The sequence below is a fragment of the Brachyspira sp. G79 genome, assembly GCF_002379365.1.
GTDB lineage: Bacteria > Spirochaetota > Brachyspiria > Brachyspirales > Brachyspiraceae > Brachyspira.
The window spans coordinates 2,127,068-2,142,734 of record NZ_JQIU01000008.1 but is presented as its reverse complement, the minus strand read 5'-3'; the positions used below and the strand labels follow the sequence as shown (position 1 = coordinate 2,142,734).

Annotated in this window: 13 protein-coding genes; 8 read left to right on the top strand and 5 right to left on the bottom strand. The window is 27.9% G+C overall.

What is annotated here, in order from left to right:
* Positions 1–56 precede the first annotated feature (56 nt).
* Both KQ44_RS10805 and ade read left to right on the top strand, forming a co-directional pair.
* Entirely contained in the window at positions 57–785 is a 729-nt protein-coding gene (locus KQ44_RS10805) for an AlwI family type II restriction endonuclease (RefSeq protein ID WP_346426138.1), read from the top strand.
* Positions 786–827: 42 nt separating this feature from the next.
* Complete coding sequence (gene ade / locus KQ44_RS10800) at positions 828–2,558, top strand: adenine deaminase (RefSeq protein ID WP_096737408.1); 1,731 nt, start codon at positions 828–830, stop codon at positions 2,556–2,558.
* A gap of 260 nt (positions 2,559–2,818) precedes the next feature.
* Here ade and KQ44_RS10795 read toward each other — a convergent pair whose 3' ends face one another.
* Entirely contained in the window at positions 2,819–3,934 is a 1,116-nt protein-coding gene (locus KQ44_RS10795) for a variable surface family protein (protein ID WP_096737407.1), read from the bottom strand.
* A gap of 853 nt (positions 3,935–4,787) precedes the next feature.
* Here KQ44_RS10795 and KQ44_RS10790 point away from each other — a divergent pair.
* On the top strand, positions 4,788–5,213 hold the full coding sequence (locus KQ44_RS10790) for a hypothetical protein (protein WP_096737406.1): 426 nt from the start codon (positions 4,788–4,790) through the stop codon (positions 5,211–5,213).
* A 73-nt stretch (positions 5,214–5,286) separates the two neighbouring features.
* Here KQ44_RS10790 and KQ44_RS10785 read toward each other — a convergent pair whose 3' ends face one another.
* The 3 genes from KQ44_RS10785 to ruvB all read right to left on the bottom strand — a co-directional run bounded on the left by KQ44_RS10785 (position 5,287) and on the right by ruvB (position 8,783).
* Positions 5,287–6,462 carry a dicarboxylate/amino acid:cation symporter gene (locus tag KQ44_RS10785; RefSeq protein ID WP_096737405.1) on the bottom strand — a complete coding sequence of 392 codons (1,176 nt, stop codon included), beginning with the start codon at positions 6,460–6,462 and terminating at the stop codon, positions 5,287–5,289.
* A 99-nt stretch (positions 6,463–6,561) separates the two neighbouring features.
* Complete coding sequence (locus KQ44_RS10780) at positions 6,562–7,680, bottom strand: M23 family metallopeptidase (protein WP_240516603.1); 1,119 nt, start codon at positions 7,678–7,680, stop codon at positions 6,562–6,564.
* Positions 7,681–7,742: 62 nt separating this feature from the next.
* Complete coding sequence (gene ruvB / locus KQ44_RS10775) at positions 7,743–8,783, bottom strand: Holliday junction branch migration DNA helicase RuvB (protein WP_096737403.1); 1,041 nt, start codon at positions 8,781–8,783, stop codon at positions 7,743–7,745.
* Positions 8,784–9,115: 332 nt separating this feature from the next.
* Here ruvB and KQ44_RS10770 point away from each other — a divergent pair, with 332 nt between their 5' ends.
* Entirely contained in the window at positions 9,116–10,723 is a 1,608-nt protein-coding gene (locus tag KQ44_RS10770) for a flagellar hook-length control protein FliK (protein WP_096737402.1), read from the top strand.
* A 72-nt stretch (positions 10,724–10,795) separates the two neighbouring features.
* Positions 10,796–11,587 (top strand): flagellar hook capping FlgD N-terminal domain-containing protein, encoded by a 792-nt coding sequence (locus KQ44_RS10765; protein WP_096737401.1) that lies wholly within the window; start codon positions 10,796–10,798, stop codon positions 11,585–11,587.
* A 188-nt stretch (positions 11,588–11,775) separates the two neighbouring features.
* Here the strand turns inward: KQ44_RS10765 and KQ44_RS10760 are convergent, their stop codons facing one another.
* Complete coding sequence (locus KQ44_RS10760; protein ID WP_096737400.1) at positions 11,776–12,918, bottom strand: pseudouridine synthase; 1,143 nt, start codon at positions 12,916–12,918, stop codon at positions 11,776–11,778.
* A 151-nt stretch (positions 12,919–13,069) separates the two neighbouring features.
* On the opposite strand from KQ44_RS10760, the gene KQ44_RS10755 reads away from it, so the two are divergent.
* From KQ44_RS10755 to KQ44_RS10745, 3 genes are read left to right on the top strand one after another with little or no spacing between them, the layout of a single operon-like run.
* Positions 13,070–13,696: a queuosine precursor transporter gene (locus KQ44_RS10755; RefSeq protein WP_096737399.1), complete on the top strand. Its 627-nt coding sequence runs from the start codon at positions 13,070–13,072 to the stop codon at positions 13,694–13,696.
* A gap of 52 nt (positions 13,697–13,748) precedes the next feature.
* Positions 13,749–14,723: a beta-ketoacyl-ACP synthase III gene (locus KQ44_RS10750; protein ID WP_096737398.1), complete on the top strand. Its 975-nt coding sequence runs from the start codon at positions 13,749–13,751 to the stop codon at positions 14,721–14,723.
* A gap of 43 nt (positions 14,724–14,766) precedes the next feature.
* The gene (locus KQ44_RS10745) at positions 14,767–15,189 is read left to right on the top strand and encodes a C-GCAxxG-C-C family (seleno)protein (RefSeq protein WP_096737397.1); all 423 of its coding nucleotides are present in this window, start codon (positions 14,767–14,769) and stop codon (positions 15,187–15,189) included.
* Positions 15,190–15,667 lie beyond the last annotated feature (478 nt).

The following is a 15,667-nucleotide window of genomic DNA, read 5'->3' as shown; positions in this document are numbered from 1 at the left end:
GTGATATATAATTATATTTCAGAAAATCTCAATATAAAAATAGAAAATAAGTTACAATTAAAAGATATAGTAAAAAAGATAGATATAAACGTTTCAATATTTTAATAGATAAAAAATTCAATAAAAATAAAATTATAGAAATTTTAACAAAAATAGAAAAGAGGGATGATAATGGTGTTAGAAAACTTGTTACAGATAATGCAGATGTTCCAACAATATTTGAATATATATTATCAATAGCTTGGTATCTAATAAGTGATAGAAAAGGTAATATATTAGATTATATGAATTTATATCTTGATTCTGATATGCTCCCTAAGACGCATGCATCTGGTGGAATAGCTGATATAGTTTATTTATATGATGAAACTAAATATTATCCAAAACATGATTTACTAATAGAAGCCACGCTTTCTAAAGATAAATCACAAAGAAAAATGGAAGTTGAACCTGTATCAAGGCATTTAGGGGAGTACATTTTATCTAATGGCAATAAGAATACATATGCCTTATTTGTATCAAATTCATTATATATAAATGTTATATCTGATTTTATTAATAAAAGAACTATGAAATATTATAGTAGTAATTCAGAAAATTATATTAATGGATTAAATATAGTTTGTTTAGAAACATCAGAAATTAAAACTATATTAGAAAAAGATATTAACTATAAAGAGTTGTATTTTATATTCAGAAATGCCTTAAATTCAAATATTGATGAAATAAATTGGTATAAAAAAGAGATAAAAGAAAAAATTCAAAATTTGAAAATACGCTTATAATTTACTATATTTAAAACATATACTAAATTATAAGGACTATTCATGACTATAGAAAAATTATCAAAGATGATAGAAGTTTCAAGCGGTAAGGTTTTGGCTGATTTGGTAATAAGAAACTGCAAGGTAGTAGACCCCATATCTGCAACGATTACAGATGCTGATATTGCTGTTTCTGATGACTATATTGTAGGGGTAGGTTCTTATAATGGAAAAGAAGTTATAGATGCTAAAGGCTCTTATGCTACAAGCGGACTTATAGATTCGCATGTGCATATAGAATCATCTTTATGTACACCAGCCAATTTTGCAGAAGCGGTTATTCCTTTCGGCACTACTTTAATAATAACAGACCCTCATGAAATAGCTAATGTATGCGGTATTGAAGGTATAAAGTTTATGATTAACTCCGCTAAAAAGAGTCCTTTAAAATGTAAGTTTATGCTTTCTTCATGTGTGCCTGCTGTGGGGTTTGAAGATTCGGGGGCTATACTTGATGCGGATACTATAGAAAAATTTATAAATGATGATGATATATTTGGGCTTGCCGAGATGATGAATGCTCAGGGAGTATTATCTCTTGATAGAGAAGTGCTAAAAAAATTACTTGCTGCAATTAATGCAGATAAGATTATAGACGGACATGGTGTAATGCTTGGAGGAAAAACACTCAATGCTTATAGGGCTGCAGGAGTTTATACCGACCATGAATGCGTATCCGCTAAGGATTTAAAGGCAAGAATAGCTAATGGAATGTATGTACTTTTAAGACAGGGCTCGGCTGCTCAGAATTTAGCCTCTCTTTTGCAGGGAGTTAATCAAAGTAATGCCAGAAGATGTGCTATGTGTACTGATGATAAGCATTTGGATGATATAATGAAATATGGGCATATATCTCATAATCTCAAAATAGCAGTTGAACATGGGCTTGATGTATTTAGTGCTGTTGCTATGGCTACTATTAATGCAGCAGAATGCTACAGACTTAAAAATATTGGTTTAATAGCTGCTGGATATAAGGCGGATATTGTTTTATTTGATGATTTGAAAGATTTTAAGGCTAATAAAGTATTTATAGATGGCAGATTAGCTGCAGAAAATGGACATGTTTTATTTAAAACAGATAAAGATGATTATAATGATAATATTTTTAATACTGTAAATATTGCACCTATTACAGCTGATGATATACAAATAAAATTAAAAACTGATGAGGCTAATGTTATAAGAATAGTTAATAAAGATTTGATAACAGAAAAAAGTGTAAGAATAGTAGGATTTGAGAGCGGATATTTTAAATACAGAAAGACTGTAGATATATTAAAATTAGTAGTAGTAGAAAGACATAAAAGAACTGGTAAAATAGGGCTGGGTTTAATAGAAAATTATAAATTAAAAAACGGGGCAATAGCAACCAGTGTTTCCCATGACTCTCATAATATAATAGCAGTAGGTGATAATGATGATGATATAATACTTGCTATAAAACAAATAGAGAAATGTTCTGGAGGCATTACTATAGTAAAAAATTCTAAAGTGCTTGATACATTAGAATTAAAGATAGCAGGTATAATGTCAAATGAAATACCAAGCGATATAGTAAAAAAAATATATACAATGCATGAATTAGCTTATAATGAACTTAATGTTAATAGAAATATAGACCCTTTTATGACATTATCATTTATGGCACTTCCAGTTATACCAGAAATAAAACTTACTACAAATGGATTATTTGATGTAAAAGACTTTAAGTTTATAGATATAAGTGTATGATTGTTTAGAATTTGATATTTTGTATATAAAGATAGTGTAGAAAATAATCGTTTATTCTTTTTATATTATGTATAGTTTTTTAATAAAAGAGAGAAATATAAAATAGAATATAAACTTTACTTATAATTTAATTACTCACCGCATAAAATCTTTTTTAGATTTAATGTTTTTTTATGATATGATAAGAAAATATAAATATGAAAATAAAAAGAGGAGCTAAAAGCCCCCCTTATTAATAAAATTATATTTCTAATTTATTATTATTGATCTCCGCCCAAAGAAGGAAGATACCAAGTGATACCAGTAGAAGTTTCAAAATATACTGGAGTAGCACCTTGTAAAGTAGTACCATCTCTTCCAGTGTTATTAACGTCCATTTCAAAGTACCATTCAAGATCTTGAACAGGAGTTATATACAATTCGGCATAAGCTCCCCAAGCCAAAGAATGTGATAACTTATCATTTTTATTACCGCTTCCAGATACTTGATAACCTATAGAAGGTTCAAACCATACGCTTACTATATCACTATTAGCTCCTAAGCCTAATACTGGCATAATTTTAAACTTATAAGCTTTATAGTCATATGAAGCACCTTTTATACTAGGAGCAACATATTGAGAACTTGATGCTTCATAAGATAAACTAGAAGATTTTATTCCTAATTGATTACCTTCTAAAGCTGTTTCATATTCTAATCTAATATACGGATTAACATTAACATTTCCGATAGTAGTGTTTAAGAAGTATAATCTTAATTGTAAACCTAAAGATGAATTAGCATATTCTAAATTTCCAACCTTGTATCCAGCCTGACCATAATTAACATATAATCTTATAGCATTGAAAGCATCTATTCCAGTATAGTATCTTATTTGTATATCAGTACTTAAACCTAAATAATCTGTTCTATGTATACTAGCGGCACCAGCAGAATTAGCATCTAAATCATCAGATACAGCTACTTGTATTGGTACAACTATTCTTAAGTTATCATTTAAAGCATTAACCATTAATACAGGAGTATGAACTTGTATGCCTTTATTTACATAAGTAAAGTTATAACCAACACCTATACCAAAAGCATCAGAAGTGTATCCTATACCAGCAGAAAGTGTTGAATCTAAAGTAACATCTCCAGTATTTCCGCTAAGTATATTTCCTAAGTTGCCAAGGTTGATTGCGTTTGCTCTAAAACCGAAAGTACCTTTAATAGTATCATTGCCTAATGTGAAACCTATTTGGTCCATTCTAGCTCTGAATTGGTTGCCATGTACAAGGAAGTCTATCCAAGAATCACCTCTACCGTACATACCAAATGCTGAGGCACTAGCTAATGTTACTATTGCCATAGCTGTCAATAAAACTTTTTTCATTGTTTTTTCTCCTAAAATTTTTTATATAGTTAATACCTTTAAATAAAGGCAGTAACTTCAAAATATTTTAGGAAACAACAAAGACGAGGATCTCCATTGTTTCCCAATACGTTAGAACTATATAAGCATAATTCTAACAGACTATAAAAAATCAGTGAGAATAATAAGATTTAGAGGATCTTTATTCTCAGCAAAATTAAGAGGGCATTAGGAAACCGTTAATCTTGCTTTATGTGTACTTAGGAATAATAAGGATTTAGAGGATCTTTATCGTTCCGTACTTAAGCAAATAAGATAAACATAATAAGCAATCTTTTTTCCAATGTTGTATCTTTTGCTTATAATTTTATTCTAATGAATTTTTATATAAAAGTCAACAGTTATACATGTGAAATTTTAGAAATTTTGTTTAAAAGAGGTGCAATAATAGCTAAAAACAGTAAATTATTTTTTTGTCAAATAAAATTAAACAAAAAAATATATACTTATATAACTATAAATTAACTTTTTATATATATATAATACGTATACATACTATATTTTGAGTATCATTATAGGAATGCTACATCACAAAAATATAAGATAGTATTATTATTAAAAATATTAATTAATGACATGTTATATATATAATATATTCAATATAACTATAAAAAATAAATTATTATATACTATATAATAATTATCTAATATTTAACAGTATTTGTATATATTATTTTTTGTTTAATATAATATAACATTATCAAGATATAATCTGAAGCCTATATTGGCATTATACTCTATACTGATTTTTTATCAATAGAATATATAATACAAAACTGTAATGATTCTATTGATAATAAACTAAATAAGATGTATGATATACGATATTTTAAATTGGGAATGTGTTTATGAAAAAGAAAATTATAATTTTATTATTTTTATTAGTATCATTATATTAAGTTGTTTTAATAATGATTCTATAGTAAAATTAAATAAATATGCAGCTAGGTATGAAGGTACGATCAATACCATAGCAAATGTAAGACAGCTTACAACCAATAAATGCATATTAATAGTTAATGAAGACAGCTCAATAGAAATTACTATTGAAGGCGGAAATGTATATGATAAAAAACTTACAATATCAAAAGAAGAATTGATAAAAACAGATGATATTTCATATGAAACATCTAAAGACGGAAATAATTACACTTTTATTTTTCATGATACTTATATGACATTAAAAATAGAAAATAGTGATAATACTGTAAGCGAAGGGCAGCTATCAAAAATTGAATAATAATAAATAAAAAATCCCTGACATTATATAAAATGACAGGGATTATATTTTTATCTATTTTTTCATTTTTTATTTATTCATTCTTTTTAAATATTCCTTGAAGCATTAAAGCTAAAGCACCGTCTCCTGTTACATTGCATGCAGTACCAAAACTATCTTGCAAAGCGAATACCGCAAGTATCAAAGCTGTTCCGTCATTATTAAAGCCCAAAACAGAAATAATTATACCCAAAGAAGCAACTACAGTTCCTCCTGGTACCCCAGGAGCACCTACAGCAAATATACCAAGAAGTATTACAAATAATATCATAGTTCCAACTGCAGGCAAATGACCGTATAATATTTTTGATATAGTCATAACAAAAAAAGTTTCTGTAAGCACAGAGCCGCATAAATGTATAGTTGAACCCATAGGTATAGCAAAGTTTACTATGTCCTTGTCTAAAGCATCTGATTTATTAGCACATTTTAATGCCACTGGCAAAGTAGCAGCTGATGACATTGTACCTACTGCTGTTAAATATGCAGGTCCGTAATGTTTGAATACTCTTGCAGGATTTTTTTTAGATATTATGCCTGCTATAGAATATAATATAGTAAGCCATATAAAATGTCCTACTATAGCTATTAATATTACTATCAAAAATACAGGTACGCTTTTTATAATAGTTCCTTCATATGCCAAAGTAGCAAAAGTGCTTCCTATATAAAATGGAAGTATAGGAACTACAACTTTATTAACCAAAAATAACATTATATTATTAAGTTCATCTAGTAGGTTTTCAAAATATTTTGACTTAGTCTTTACAACAGCAACACCTCCGCATATAGCTAAAAATAATGCTGTGATTACTGGAAATACTGGATTAATATCTAATTTAAATATTATTTCAGGTAATTCTCTTAATCCCTCAACATTTGAAGGTATATTTAAATTAGGAATGATAATATATCCTGCAAGTGTAGAAAATAAAGCTGCACCTACTGATGAAGTATAGGCAAGAGCAAGCATAACGCCAAGCATTTTATTAGCTTCCCCTCCCATTCTAGTAATAGCAGGAGCAATAAAACCTAATACTATCAAAGGTACCATAAATGATATTACCTGATTAAGCACATATTTTATAGACTGTATAACATTAATAACAGCAGCATTAGAATATGTACCTATTATAATACCAATGACTATACCTATGAACAGTTTAATTAAAAGATAATCTTTTTTTGATTTTTGTTCTAACTCTTCCATAAAAATATTTGTCCTTGAATTTATTTTATAATAAATAGTATATGCAATTTGAAAGAGCATTGCAAAAATATATTGATAATTTTATTAATTTTAGAGAAATTAGAATCTGGCACTCAAATAAGGCATAGGATTTTTATGATCTCCTCCAACTCTCACCTCAAAATGGCAGTGTATTCCAGTAGTACGTCCAGTATTTCCTATTAAAGCTATTTTCTGTCCTCGTTTAACTTTCTCTCCGTAATCCACTAACAATTTAGAATTATGCCCATAAGCTGTTTGAAACCCATTGGCATGCGTAATAAGTACAAACCAGCCGTATCCGTTTCTCCAGCCTGAAAAAGTAACAGTTCCGTCAGCAACTGCTATTATAGGTGTTCCGTAAGGACCTGCTATATCTACGCCATAGTGATAGCTTTTCTCCTGATTAAAAGGCGAAAGTCTTGCTCCAAAACCGCTTGATATACGTCCTCCTCCTGCAACAGGCCAGCCTAATGGTATTTCTTTATGTATTTTAGGAGATACCTCCATAAATGCCAAAATATTTTTTTGATAGGCATCTACTTCAGCAAGCATTTTGTTTATATTGGCAGACTCTGTATAATTAATATTATTGTTGTTATTAAATGTGCCTGCATCATTATAATCTATTGCATAAGAAATAGTTCTCATAATATTATTATAGTCGGCTAATGCCTTTGAAAATCTGGTTAATGACTTTTTATAATCTTCTATAAGTGTATAAGTTTTAGCCTCTCTAGCAGAAAGAGTATTATAAAACTCTCTAGCTTCTTTCTGTTTATTATAGGCATCATATCCAGTATATACTAATGAAGAAAATACCAAAAGCAAAAACGTTATCATGAAATTATTAATAGGAAGTCTTACTGCATGTTCTTCATCATCATAAAATATAAGTATGCTTCTTTCATGATTACCTTTTCTTTTTATTGCTTCTATGATAGAGCAAAAGAAATGCCTTATACCGTATGTAGAATTATATATCTTTTGAAAAACTTTTTTACTTCTATTAAACTTTACCTTAGGTCTAGGTGCTTTATATCTTTTTATTTTTAATTTAGTATTTTTTTTATAGCTTATATCAAAATGTGAAGTTTTATCGGATGAAGTATTGTTAGATGTAGTTTTAAAATTGCTTACAAATTTATTTGCAAGTCCTTTTACATCTTTTGATGTTTCTTCTAAATAATATTTATCCAACTGAGCATTGGATTTTTTTTCTTTTGTTATATTATCATCTGTTATTAAAATAATACTCCTCCTTAAAAATCATCAAATAAACCTCTTTCTAAATTATCGTCAAGTCTTGATGAAAGATTTAAATATGAATAAGCCTTACTAGTTGCTACTCTTCCTTTAGGGGTTCTTTTTATAAATCCAGACTGTATCAAATAAGGCTCTATAACATCTTCTATAGTTTCTATCTGCTCGGATAAAGAAACTGAAAGAGTATCAACTCCTACAGGTCCGCCATTATAGTGTTTAATAATAGTATTTAAATAAAGTTTGTCAAGTGCCTCAAAACCATTTTTATCTATACCAAGTTTCTCTAAAGAATCACAGGCAAACTCTTCATCTATTTTTAAAACATCATGTACAGTGGCAAAGTCAAAAACACGTCTTAAAAGCCTATTAACTATTCTAGGAGTACCTCTTGATCTTGAGGCTATTGAGATAGCTGCAGAATCTGTTATATCTATATCCAAAAATTTTGAACTTCTCTTTACTATATTTGCCAAATCTTCATTAGTATAAAACTCAAGACGCTCTACTATTCCGAATCTGTCATAAAGAGGCGTGCTTAATAAACCGCTTCTAGTAGTAGCACCTATTAAAGTAAAATGAGGAAGTTTTACTCTAAAACTTTTTGCACTAGTACCTTCACCGACTTTTATATCCACAAAAAAATCTTCCATAGCAGAGTAAAGCACCTCTTCTACAACCGTTCTAAGACGATGTATCTCATCTATAAAAAGTATGTCTTTTTCACCCAAAGTAGTAAGTATGGATGCTAAATCACCAGGGCGTTCTATTATAGGTGCTGATGTAGCTTTGATACTGCTTCCCATTTCATTTGCTATTATTTGTGCAAGTGTTGTTTTTCCAAGCCCTGGAGGACCGTAAAATAATATATGATCCAAAGAAACATCTCTTTTTAAGGCACTATTTATAAAAACTTTTAATTTTGATTTTATATTATTCTGTCCCAAAAAATCATCAAAACCTTTAGGTCTTATAGAATTATTATTTTCTTCCTTATCATAAGGAGTCTCTTCAGCATTAATTATACTTTCTTTATCCATAACTTTTTACAATTTAACAATACAAAAATATAGCATATATTATATACTAAAAGCTATTAAATAACAAATTTATTTTATTTATGATTTTAGTAATTATATATTTATACTGATAGGTTTATATTAAAATTATTGCTGTTTTATTTTTTGGCGTTTTGTATAGTACATATAATGTAATGCCATTCTATTATAGATAGTTAATTAATGATTAAAAGTATCAAAATACGATCATATTATAATTTTTTTATAAACATAATATATATTTTTGTAAAGTAAATTTTTATACTTCCGAATATTAATATAATAGTAACAAACTAATAATTAGGAAGTAAATTATGATAAATGGATTAGGAAATTTATTATCTTTTGTTGATACTAATGTTTCATCTAACAATAATACATATAGTTTGAACAATCATAGTTATGATGATTCTTTTGCTAATATGCTTAATAAAACGCAAACTGAAGATATTTATTCAGCTCCTTCAAGTGTTTCAAATAAGATAGTAGAAAGAAATAATACCGAAGATTACAGCTCAAAAAATTATAATGATTATGAAGAATATAATAATGATTATAACAATTATGACAGTGATAATGTTGCAAACTCTTCAGCAGCAGAGGAAAAAATATCATCTAAAGAAACTAATTCTGAAAATAATACAAATAAAAGCTCAGAAAATACTAGTAATGAAGAAAATAAAGTTGCAGACAATACAGAGGATAAAACTGTAAAAGAAAATAAAGATGAAATAAAAGCTGATAATAATTCTCAGGAAAAAACTGATAAAACTAATTCTGAAAACATATCATTAAAAGAAAAATTAGCACTAACAAAAGAAAAAGCTAAACTAATAATTCAAAATGCTTCCAATAATGATGATAAAAAAGTTTTAGTAAATACTAGAGAAAATGCAGAAGCTACTGTTTCTAAACTTGATAAAGCAGATAAAAAAGAAAACATTAAAAATGCACAGGATATAGAGAGTATAAAAAAACAAATTGAAGCATTAAATTTAGAAGATTTAAATGAAGAAGATAAAAAAGAATTAGAAGATTTAATAGAATCATTAGAAAATATCAAAGCTATGATAGATAGTAATAATAATGAAGAAGGTAAAAAAGAGGTATTAACTGACGATATTAAAGACAGTATCGAAGTAAAAGATACTGACATTAATAAAGAAATAAAAATTGTTTCAAATAAAGATAATGATAAAAAAATAGAAACTATTAATACACAAGAGCCTGCTATAGATTTTGAAAGCAGCATTTCAGATATTAATATTGCTAATAATATAGACAATGTAGAAAGTAAATATGCAGATAAATATGATAAAGATAATGCTGAAGTAAAAAATAATAATAGTACTGTAAGTAACACCATTTCAGATGATAAAGGAGCAGAACTTACAATAATAAACATGAAAGATTCAGCAGAAGGTTCTAATCTAAAAGGATACAATCATTACAATAATAATGTATCAAAAACACATAACAGTACCAACATTACAGACAGCATGATAAAATTCCAAGACTTAATGGGCAAACTTGTAGAAAAAGCTCAGGTTGCTGTTAATAATGGAAAAAGCGAAGTATTAATGAGTCTTAATCCAGAATATTTAGGAAAAATAAGATTAAAAATAAGTATGGATGGAGATAATTTGATAGGAAAAATATTCGTTGATAATGCTGATGTTAAAGATATATTTACTAAAAATTTGGATACTGTTATAACTTCATTAAATGAAATAGGAATTAATATAGAGGGATTTGATGTAATGTTAAGACAGGACATGCCTAATAATGATGGGGGCTTCGGCGAAGAATTAGATAATATTGGAAACAGATTTGCTTCTGAAAATATTGATAATGTAGAAGAGGTAAGAGCCGATATAAAATCATATATAGTTCCAGAAAAAAAATTGAATTTACTTATATAAGTATTATTAAAAAATAATGCAGCTTTAAGAAATAAAATGATAATTAGAGATAATTTTTTAAGGAGATAGAAGATGATATCTGCAGACGCTTTAAAAATGTCAGAGAGAGAAATAAAGATATTAAAACAAGAGGTAGGAGCTTATAACTTACAGAATAACTTTCAAAGAGACCCTACTCAAAACTCTTTGGGTAAAGATGCTTTTTTAAAACTTCTTACTGTACAAATGAGTCATCAGGATCCGCTTTCTCCTATGGACAATAGAGATATGATAGCACAGTTGGCACAATTCTCATCTGTTGAACAAATGACTGAGGTTAATAAAAATCTTGACTCTATGAAAACATTTTATTCAAGCCAAACAGGATATTCTATGCTTGGAAAGAGTGTTGAGGTTATGGACGAGGCTGGAAATAGATTTTTGGGACCAGTTGAAATGGTTATGGAAAATGATACTGGAGTTGCTCTTGCTGTAAGAACAGAAAGCGGACTTATTACTGTACGTCCTGAAGATGTTATGATAGTACATTCAAGCGGTAATTTAATGGCTTCTGAAGCTGCTGCTGTTTCACAAGTAAGAGAGGCTCAAAGTGAAGATGAAGCGACAAAAGTATTTCAATCTTCTTTAGCTGATAAGGCTCAAATTATTACAAGACCTTCTGATGATGAAAATGGTAATGTAAATAATGAGTTCGGAGAGTTAAAAGCTGCAAGCGAATCTCAAATAAATACAGCTGTGCAAACTGAAGTTTCTAAAACTGATAATGCTAACTTAAATAAAACAGAAAAAACTGCTGGTATGATGAAAGCTGAAGAGGCATTGATGAACGCCAAAGAAGTCGGAAATAAAGCAATCAAAAAATAATACAAAAGAAATAATATTGTTGATGAATTAAAGCCCATAGAATTATATTCTATGGGCTATATTTTTATATATTTGAATAATAATGAAAAATATACTTAAAATTTTTAAGTTTATCAAAATTGATCTTTTTTAAATCTATATCTGAAATATTTTATCTAAATTATAAAAAATACTGCATCTTGAAATAATTATATTCTTTTTTTATTAGTATTTTTTCTATTAATTTGCTTTTTATTAAAACTCTTATCAGAACTTACTTTATTAAAATTTCTTTTTTTAGAATCATTTTTTTTATATTCTTTATTTTCTAAACTCTTAAAATTATTTTTTTTATTAGATTTTAAATGTTTTGATTTATTTATTTTAGCCTTATATGTATTTTCTTTTTTTGTAATTAATCTTTTTTTCTTAGGCTTTGCTTTAGCCCATTTAGATTTATCATACTTTTTTTCTTTTTTTTCTTCTTGTTCTGTTTTGTTAGATATATCAGAGTAAGTATTATCTTCTACATAGTTGTCATCTATTATATTGTCATCATATTCTGAAACATTTGCAAATATACTTTCTATATCTTTTAATTTTTTCTCTTTCTGTTTAAAGAAAAACTCTATTTCTTTTTTTGTAAGGTCTCTAATATGACCTGCTTCTAATGTTCCTGAAGTTTCATCATACTTGCTTACGCAGCCCACAGATATCCTTTCCAAGTCTATAACCTTGTATCCTAAATAATCAAATATCTTTCTTATCTCTCTGTTTTTTCCTTCATTGATAGTAAGACGTATTTTACTTTGCACTCTTCCTTTTGATAGTATCTTAAACTTAAAAGGTGAATAAGTAACATTTTTTATTGTAATACCTTTACTTGCCTCATATAATTTTTCTGAATCTATCTTTCCATTAACTGTAACATCATAAACCTTTAATATTTCATAAGATGGGTGTGTGATAATATTTGCAAACTCTCCGTCATTGGTAATTATCATAATGCCTCTTGATTCGGAATCGAGCCTTCCAGCATAAAACAGTCTTTCTTTTATACCCTTAAAAAACTCTGTAATTATTCTTCTTCCTGGCAAATATTTTGTAGTGCTTACAACACCTAAAGGCTTATATAATGCCATATATCTTTTTTTCTGTCTTTCTATCAATTTTCTATCTATAGAAACACTATCAGATTCTTTTACCCTATATGCAGGGTCTAATATAACCTCATTATTTACTCTTATTCTTCCAGACATTATGGCTTTCTCACAGTTTCTTCTGCTTGCAAAACCAGATTCTAATATTACTTTGACAAGTCTTACTGCTTCTTCATTTTTTTGTTTTTTCATATATATAAGATGCTCACTAAAAAATTTAACGGACTTTATCATATACTAATTTTATTAATTTGTCAAAACTTAATAAAATGCATATAGACTAAAATTGATTTTTAATATATTATATATCATCTTATTAATAAAAAATTACGGATTTTAATTTATGGATACAGCAAAAGAAGAATATAATATTTCGTTTATAAGCATACTTGTAATCTGCTCATACATAGCCTGTCAGATGATATCAAATATAGCAAGCGTAAAAATAGCAAATGTTCTTACACTTGCAGTAGACGGAGGAACTTTTTTATATCCTTTAGCCTTTACAATTAGAGATATGGCTCATAAAACTATAGGAAAGAAAAATACTCAAAAACTAATAATTGTATCTGCTATTATTAACATATTCTCTCCTATTTATTTTTATATAATATCTCAAATACCCGCAGATGCAAGCTGGCAGTTTAATGAAGCATTTAAAGCAACATTAAGCCCAGTACTTAGAATATCAATAGCTTCAATACTAGGTTCTACTTTATCCGAGCTTGTAGATACAGAAATATATCATTTATTTGTTACTAAAATTACAAAAAAATATCAATGGCTTAGAGTATTAATAAGCAATGCTTTCAGTATACCAGTGGATAACTTGGTATTTGTAATTATAGCATTTTGGGGTGCTTTGCCTTTTGATGCTTTGGTAGGAATATTTATATTTAACTTTATTGTAAAATATGCGGTTACTGTAATAAGTGTACCTATGATATATTTGGTAAAAGATAAAAATTAATTGCTGTTTCTTTTTATATTAAAAAAATACAATTAAGAGAGTAAAAAACAATATGAAAGCTAGTATAAAATATTTATCATCATATTTGCCTGAAAAAGTTGTTACAAATTATGATTTAGAAAAAACACTTGATACCAATAATGATTGGATAGTTACAAGAACTGGAATAGAAGAGCGAAGAATAGCAGACAAAGATGAAAGCACTGGTGATATGGCAGTTAAAGCTGTAGAAAAACTTAAAGAAAAAGGAGCTATAATAGAAGATGCTGATGCTGTAATAGTTGCTACTTCTACAAAGTCATACACTTTTCCTTCTACAGCAGGACTTATACAAAAGGCATTCAATATAAAAAACTCATGCCTTTCATTTGATATATCTGCGGCATGTTCTGGATATATATATGCTTTGAATACTGCAGCATCATTAATAGAAAGCGGTGAATGCAAAAAAGTTTTGATAATAGCGGCAGAAAAATGTTCGGACATACTCAACTGGGAAGACAGAAGTACTGCTATATTATTTGGAGATGGGGTTAGCAGTGCATTGTTAGAAGTTTCAGATGAAGACAAAGGTATTATAGCTACTGATATAGGCTCAGAATCTAATCCAGACATACTTATAGTAAAAGGCGGAGGAAGTGTTTCTCCTATTACAGAAGATAATGTTTTAGATAAGACAAATACTATATATATGGAAGGCACTGAAGTATTTAAAAAAGCGGTAAAAACCTTTGACCATACTATTAATAAAACTATACAAAATGCCAATTTACAATTAAAAGATTTATCACTTATAATAACGCATCAGGCAAATACTAGAATAATGAATGCTGTTGCCAAAACTTTGTCTCTTACAGATGATAAATTTTATGTTAATATACAAAAATACGGAAATACATCTGCTGCAAGTGTGGGTATAGCTTTTACAGAAGCATTTGAAAATGGAGCAATAAAAGAAGGAGATTATGTACTATTAACTGCTTTTGGTGCTGGTCTTACTTGGGGTTCTACTTTGATAAAATTTTAGAAATAATAAAGTTTAAAAATTATAATTAAAAGAGGTTATAAAGATGACATTATATGAATATTTAACTTCAGGATTTGGTAAAGAAGAAGATTTGAATTGTGCTGAAAAAATGCTTTACGGAGCAAATAAAGTATATGATTTGAATATAGATAAAAATGATTTAAAATTGGCTGCTGGTTTTGGAGGAGGTATGGCTATGGGGCTTACCTGCGGAGTATTAACTGGCGGTATAATGGCTTTTTCTAAAGCTTTTATAGAAGAAAGAGGACATGAAGGAACACTTGTAAAAGAAATAGAGGCAGAATATATAACTAAATTTAATGATAAGATGAAAAGTACAAACTGTGACTTATTAGTAGAAAAATATAGACACCCAGAAAACGGATGCGATTATCTAATATTTGAAGCGGCTAAAATATTTGATGAATTAATGGAAAAATATAAAGAATACAGAAAAGATAAGTAAAAAATATGTTTTAGTATTAAAAAATAAGTGAGAAGATAAAAATTCCTCACTTATTTTTATATTAACTATTCAGGGTTATACATAAACAATTATAATTTTCTCAAATTTTAGTTACTTATAAATATATAAAATATTATTGATTATTAATAATAATATAAGTTTTAAATGTATGATAATTCCTGTGTTTTAATTAAAAAATGCAATCTTTCATAATTGCGATCTGTTCCTGCTTATCACTCTTTGGGCGGGTATACTTGAAGAAATATAGACTTCTAAATTTAATTAAAGCCAATATAAAAATAAGGCATATAAAATCTAAAATTGGGAAATTAAAATAAAGTTTAAAAATCTATTTTCACTCCCCACCCTCTAGATTTTTTATATTATTTGTTATTTATAGCTTGTTTATATTTATTTGCCTCAACTATTATTTAAGTACCCACCCAAGCAGTTTTTAAATTTATAATATTTAACTTTA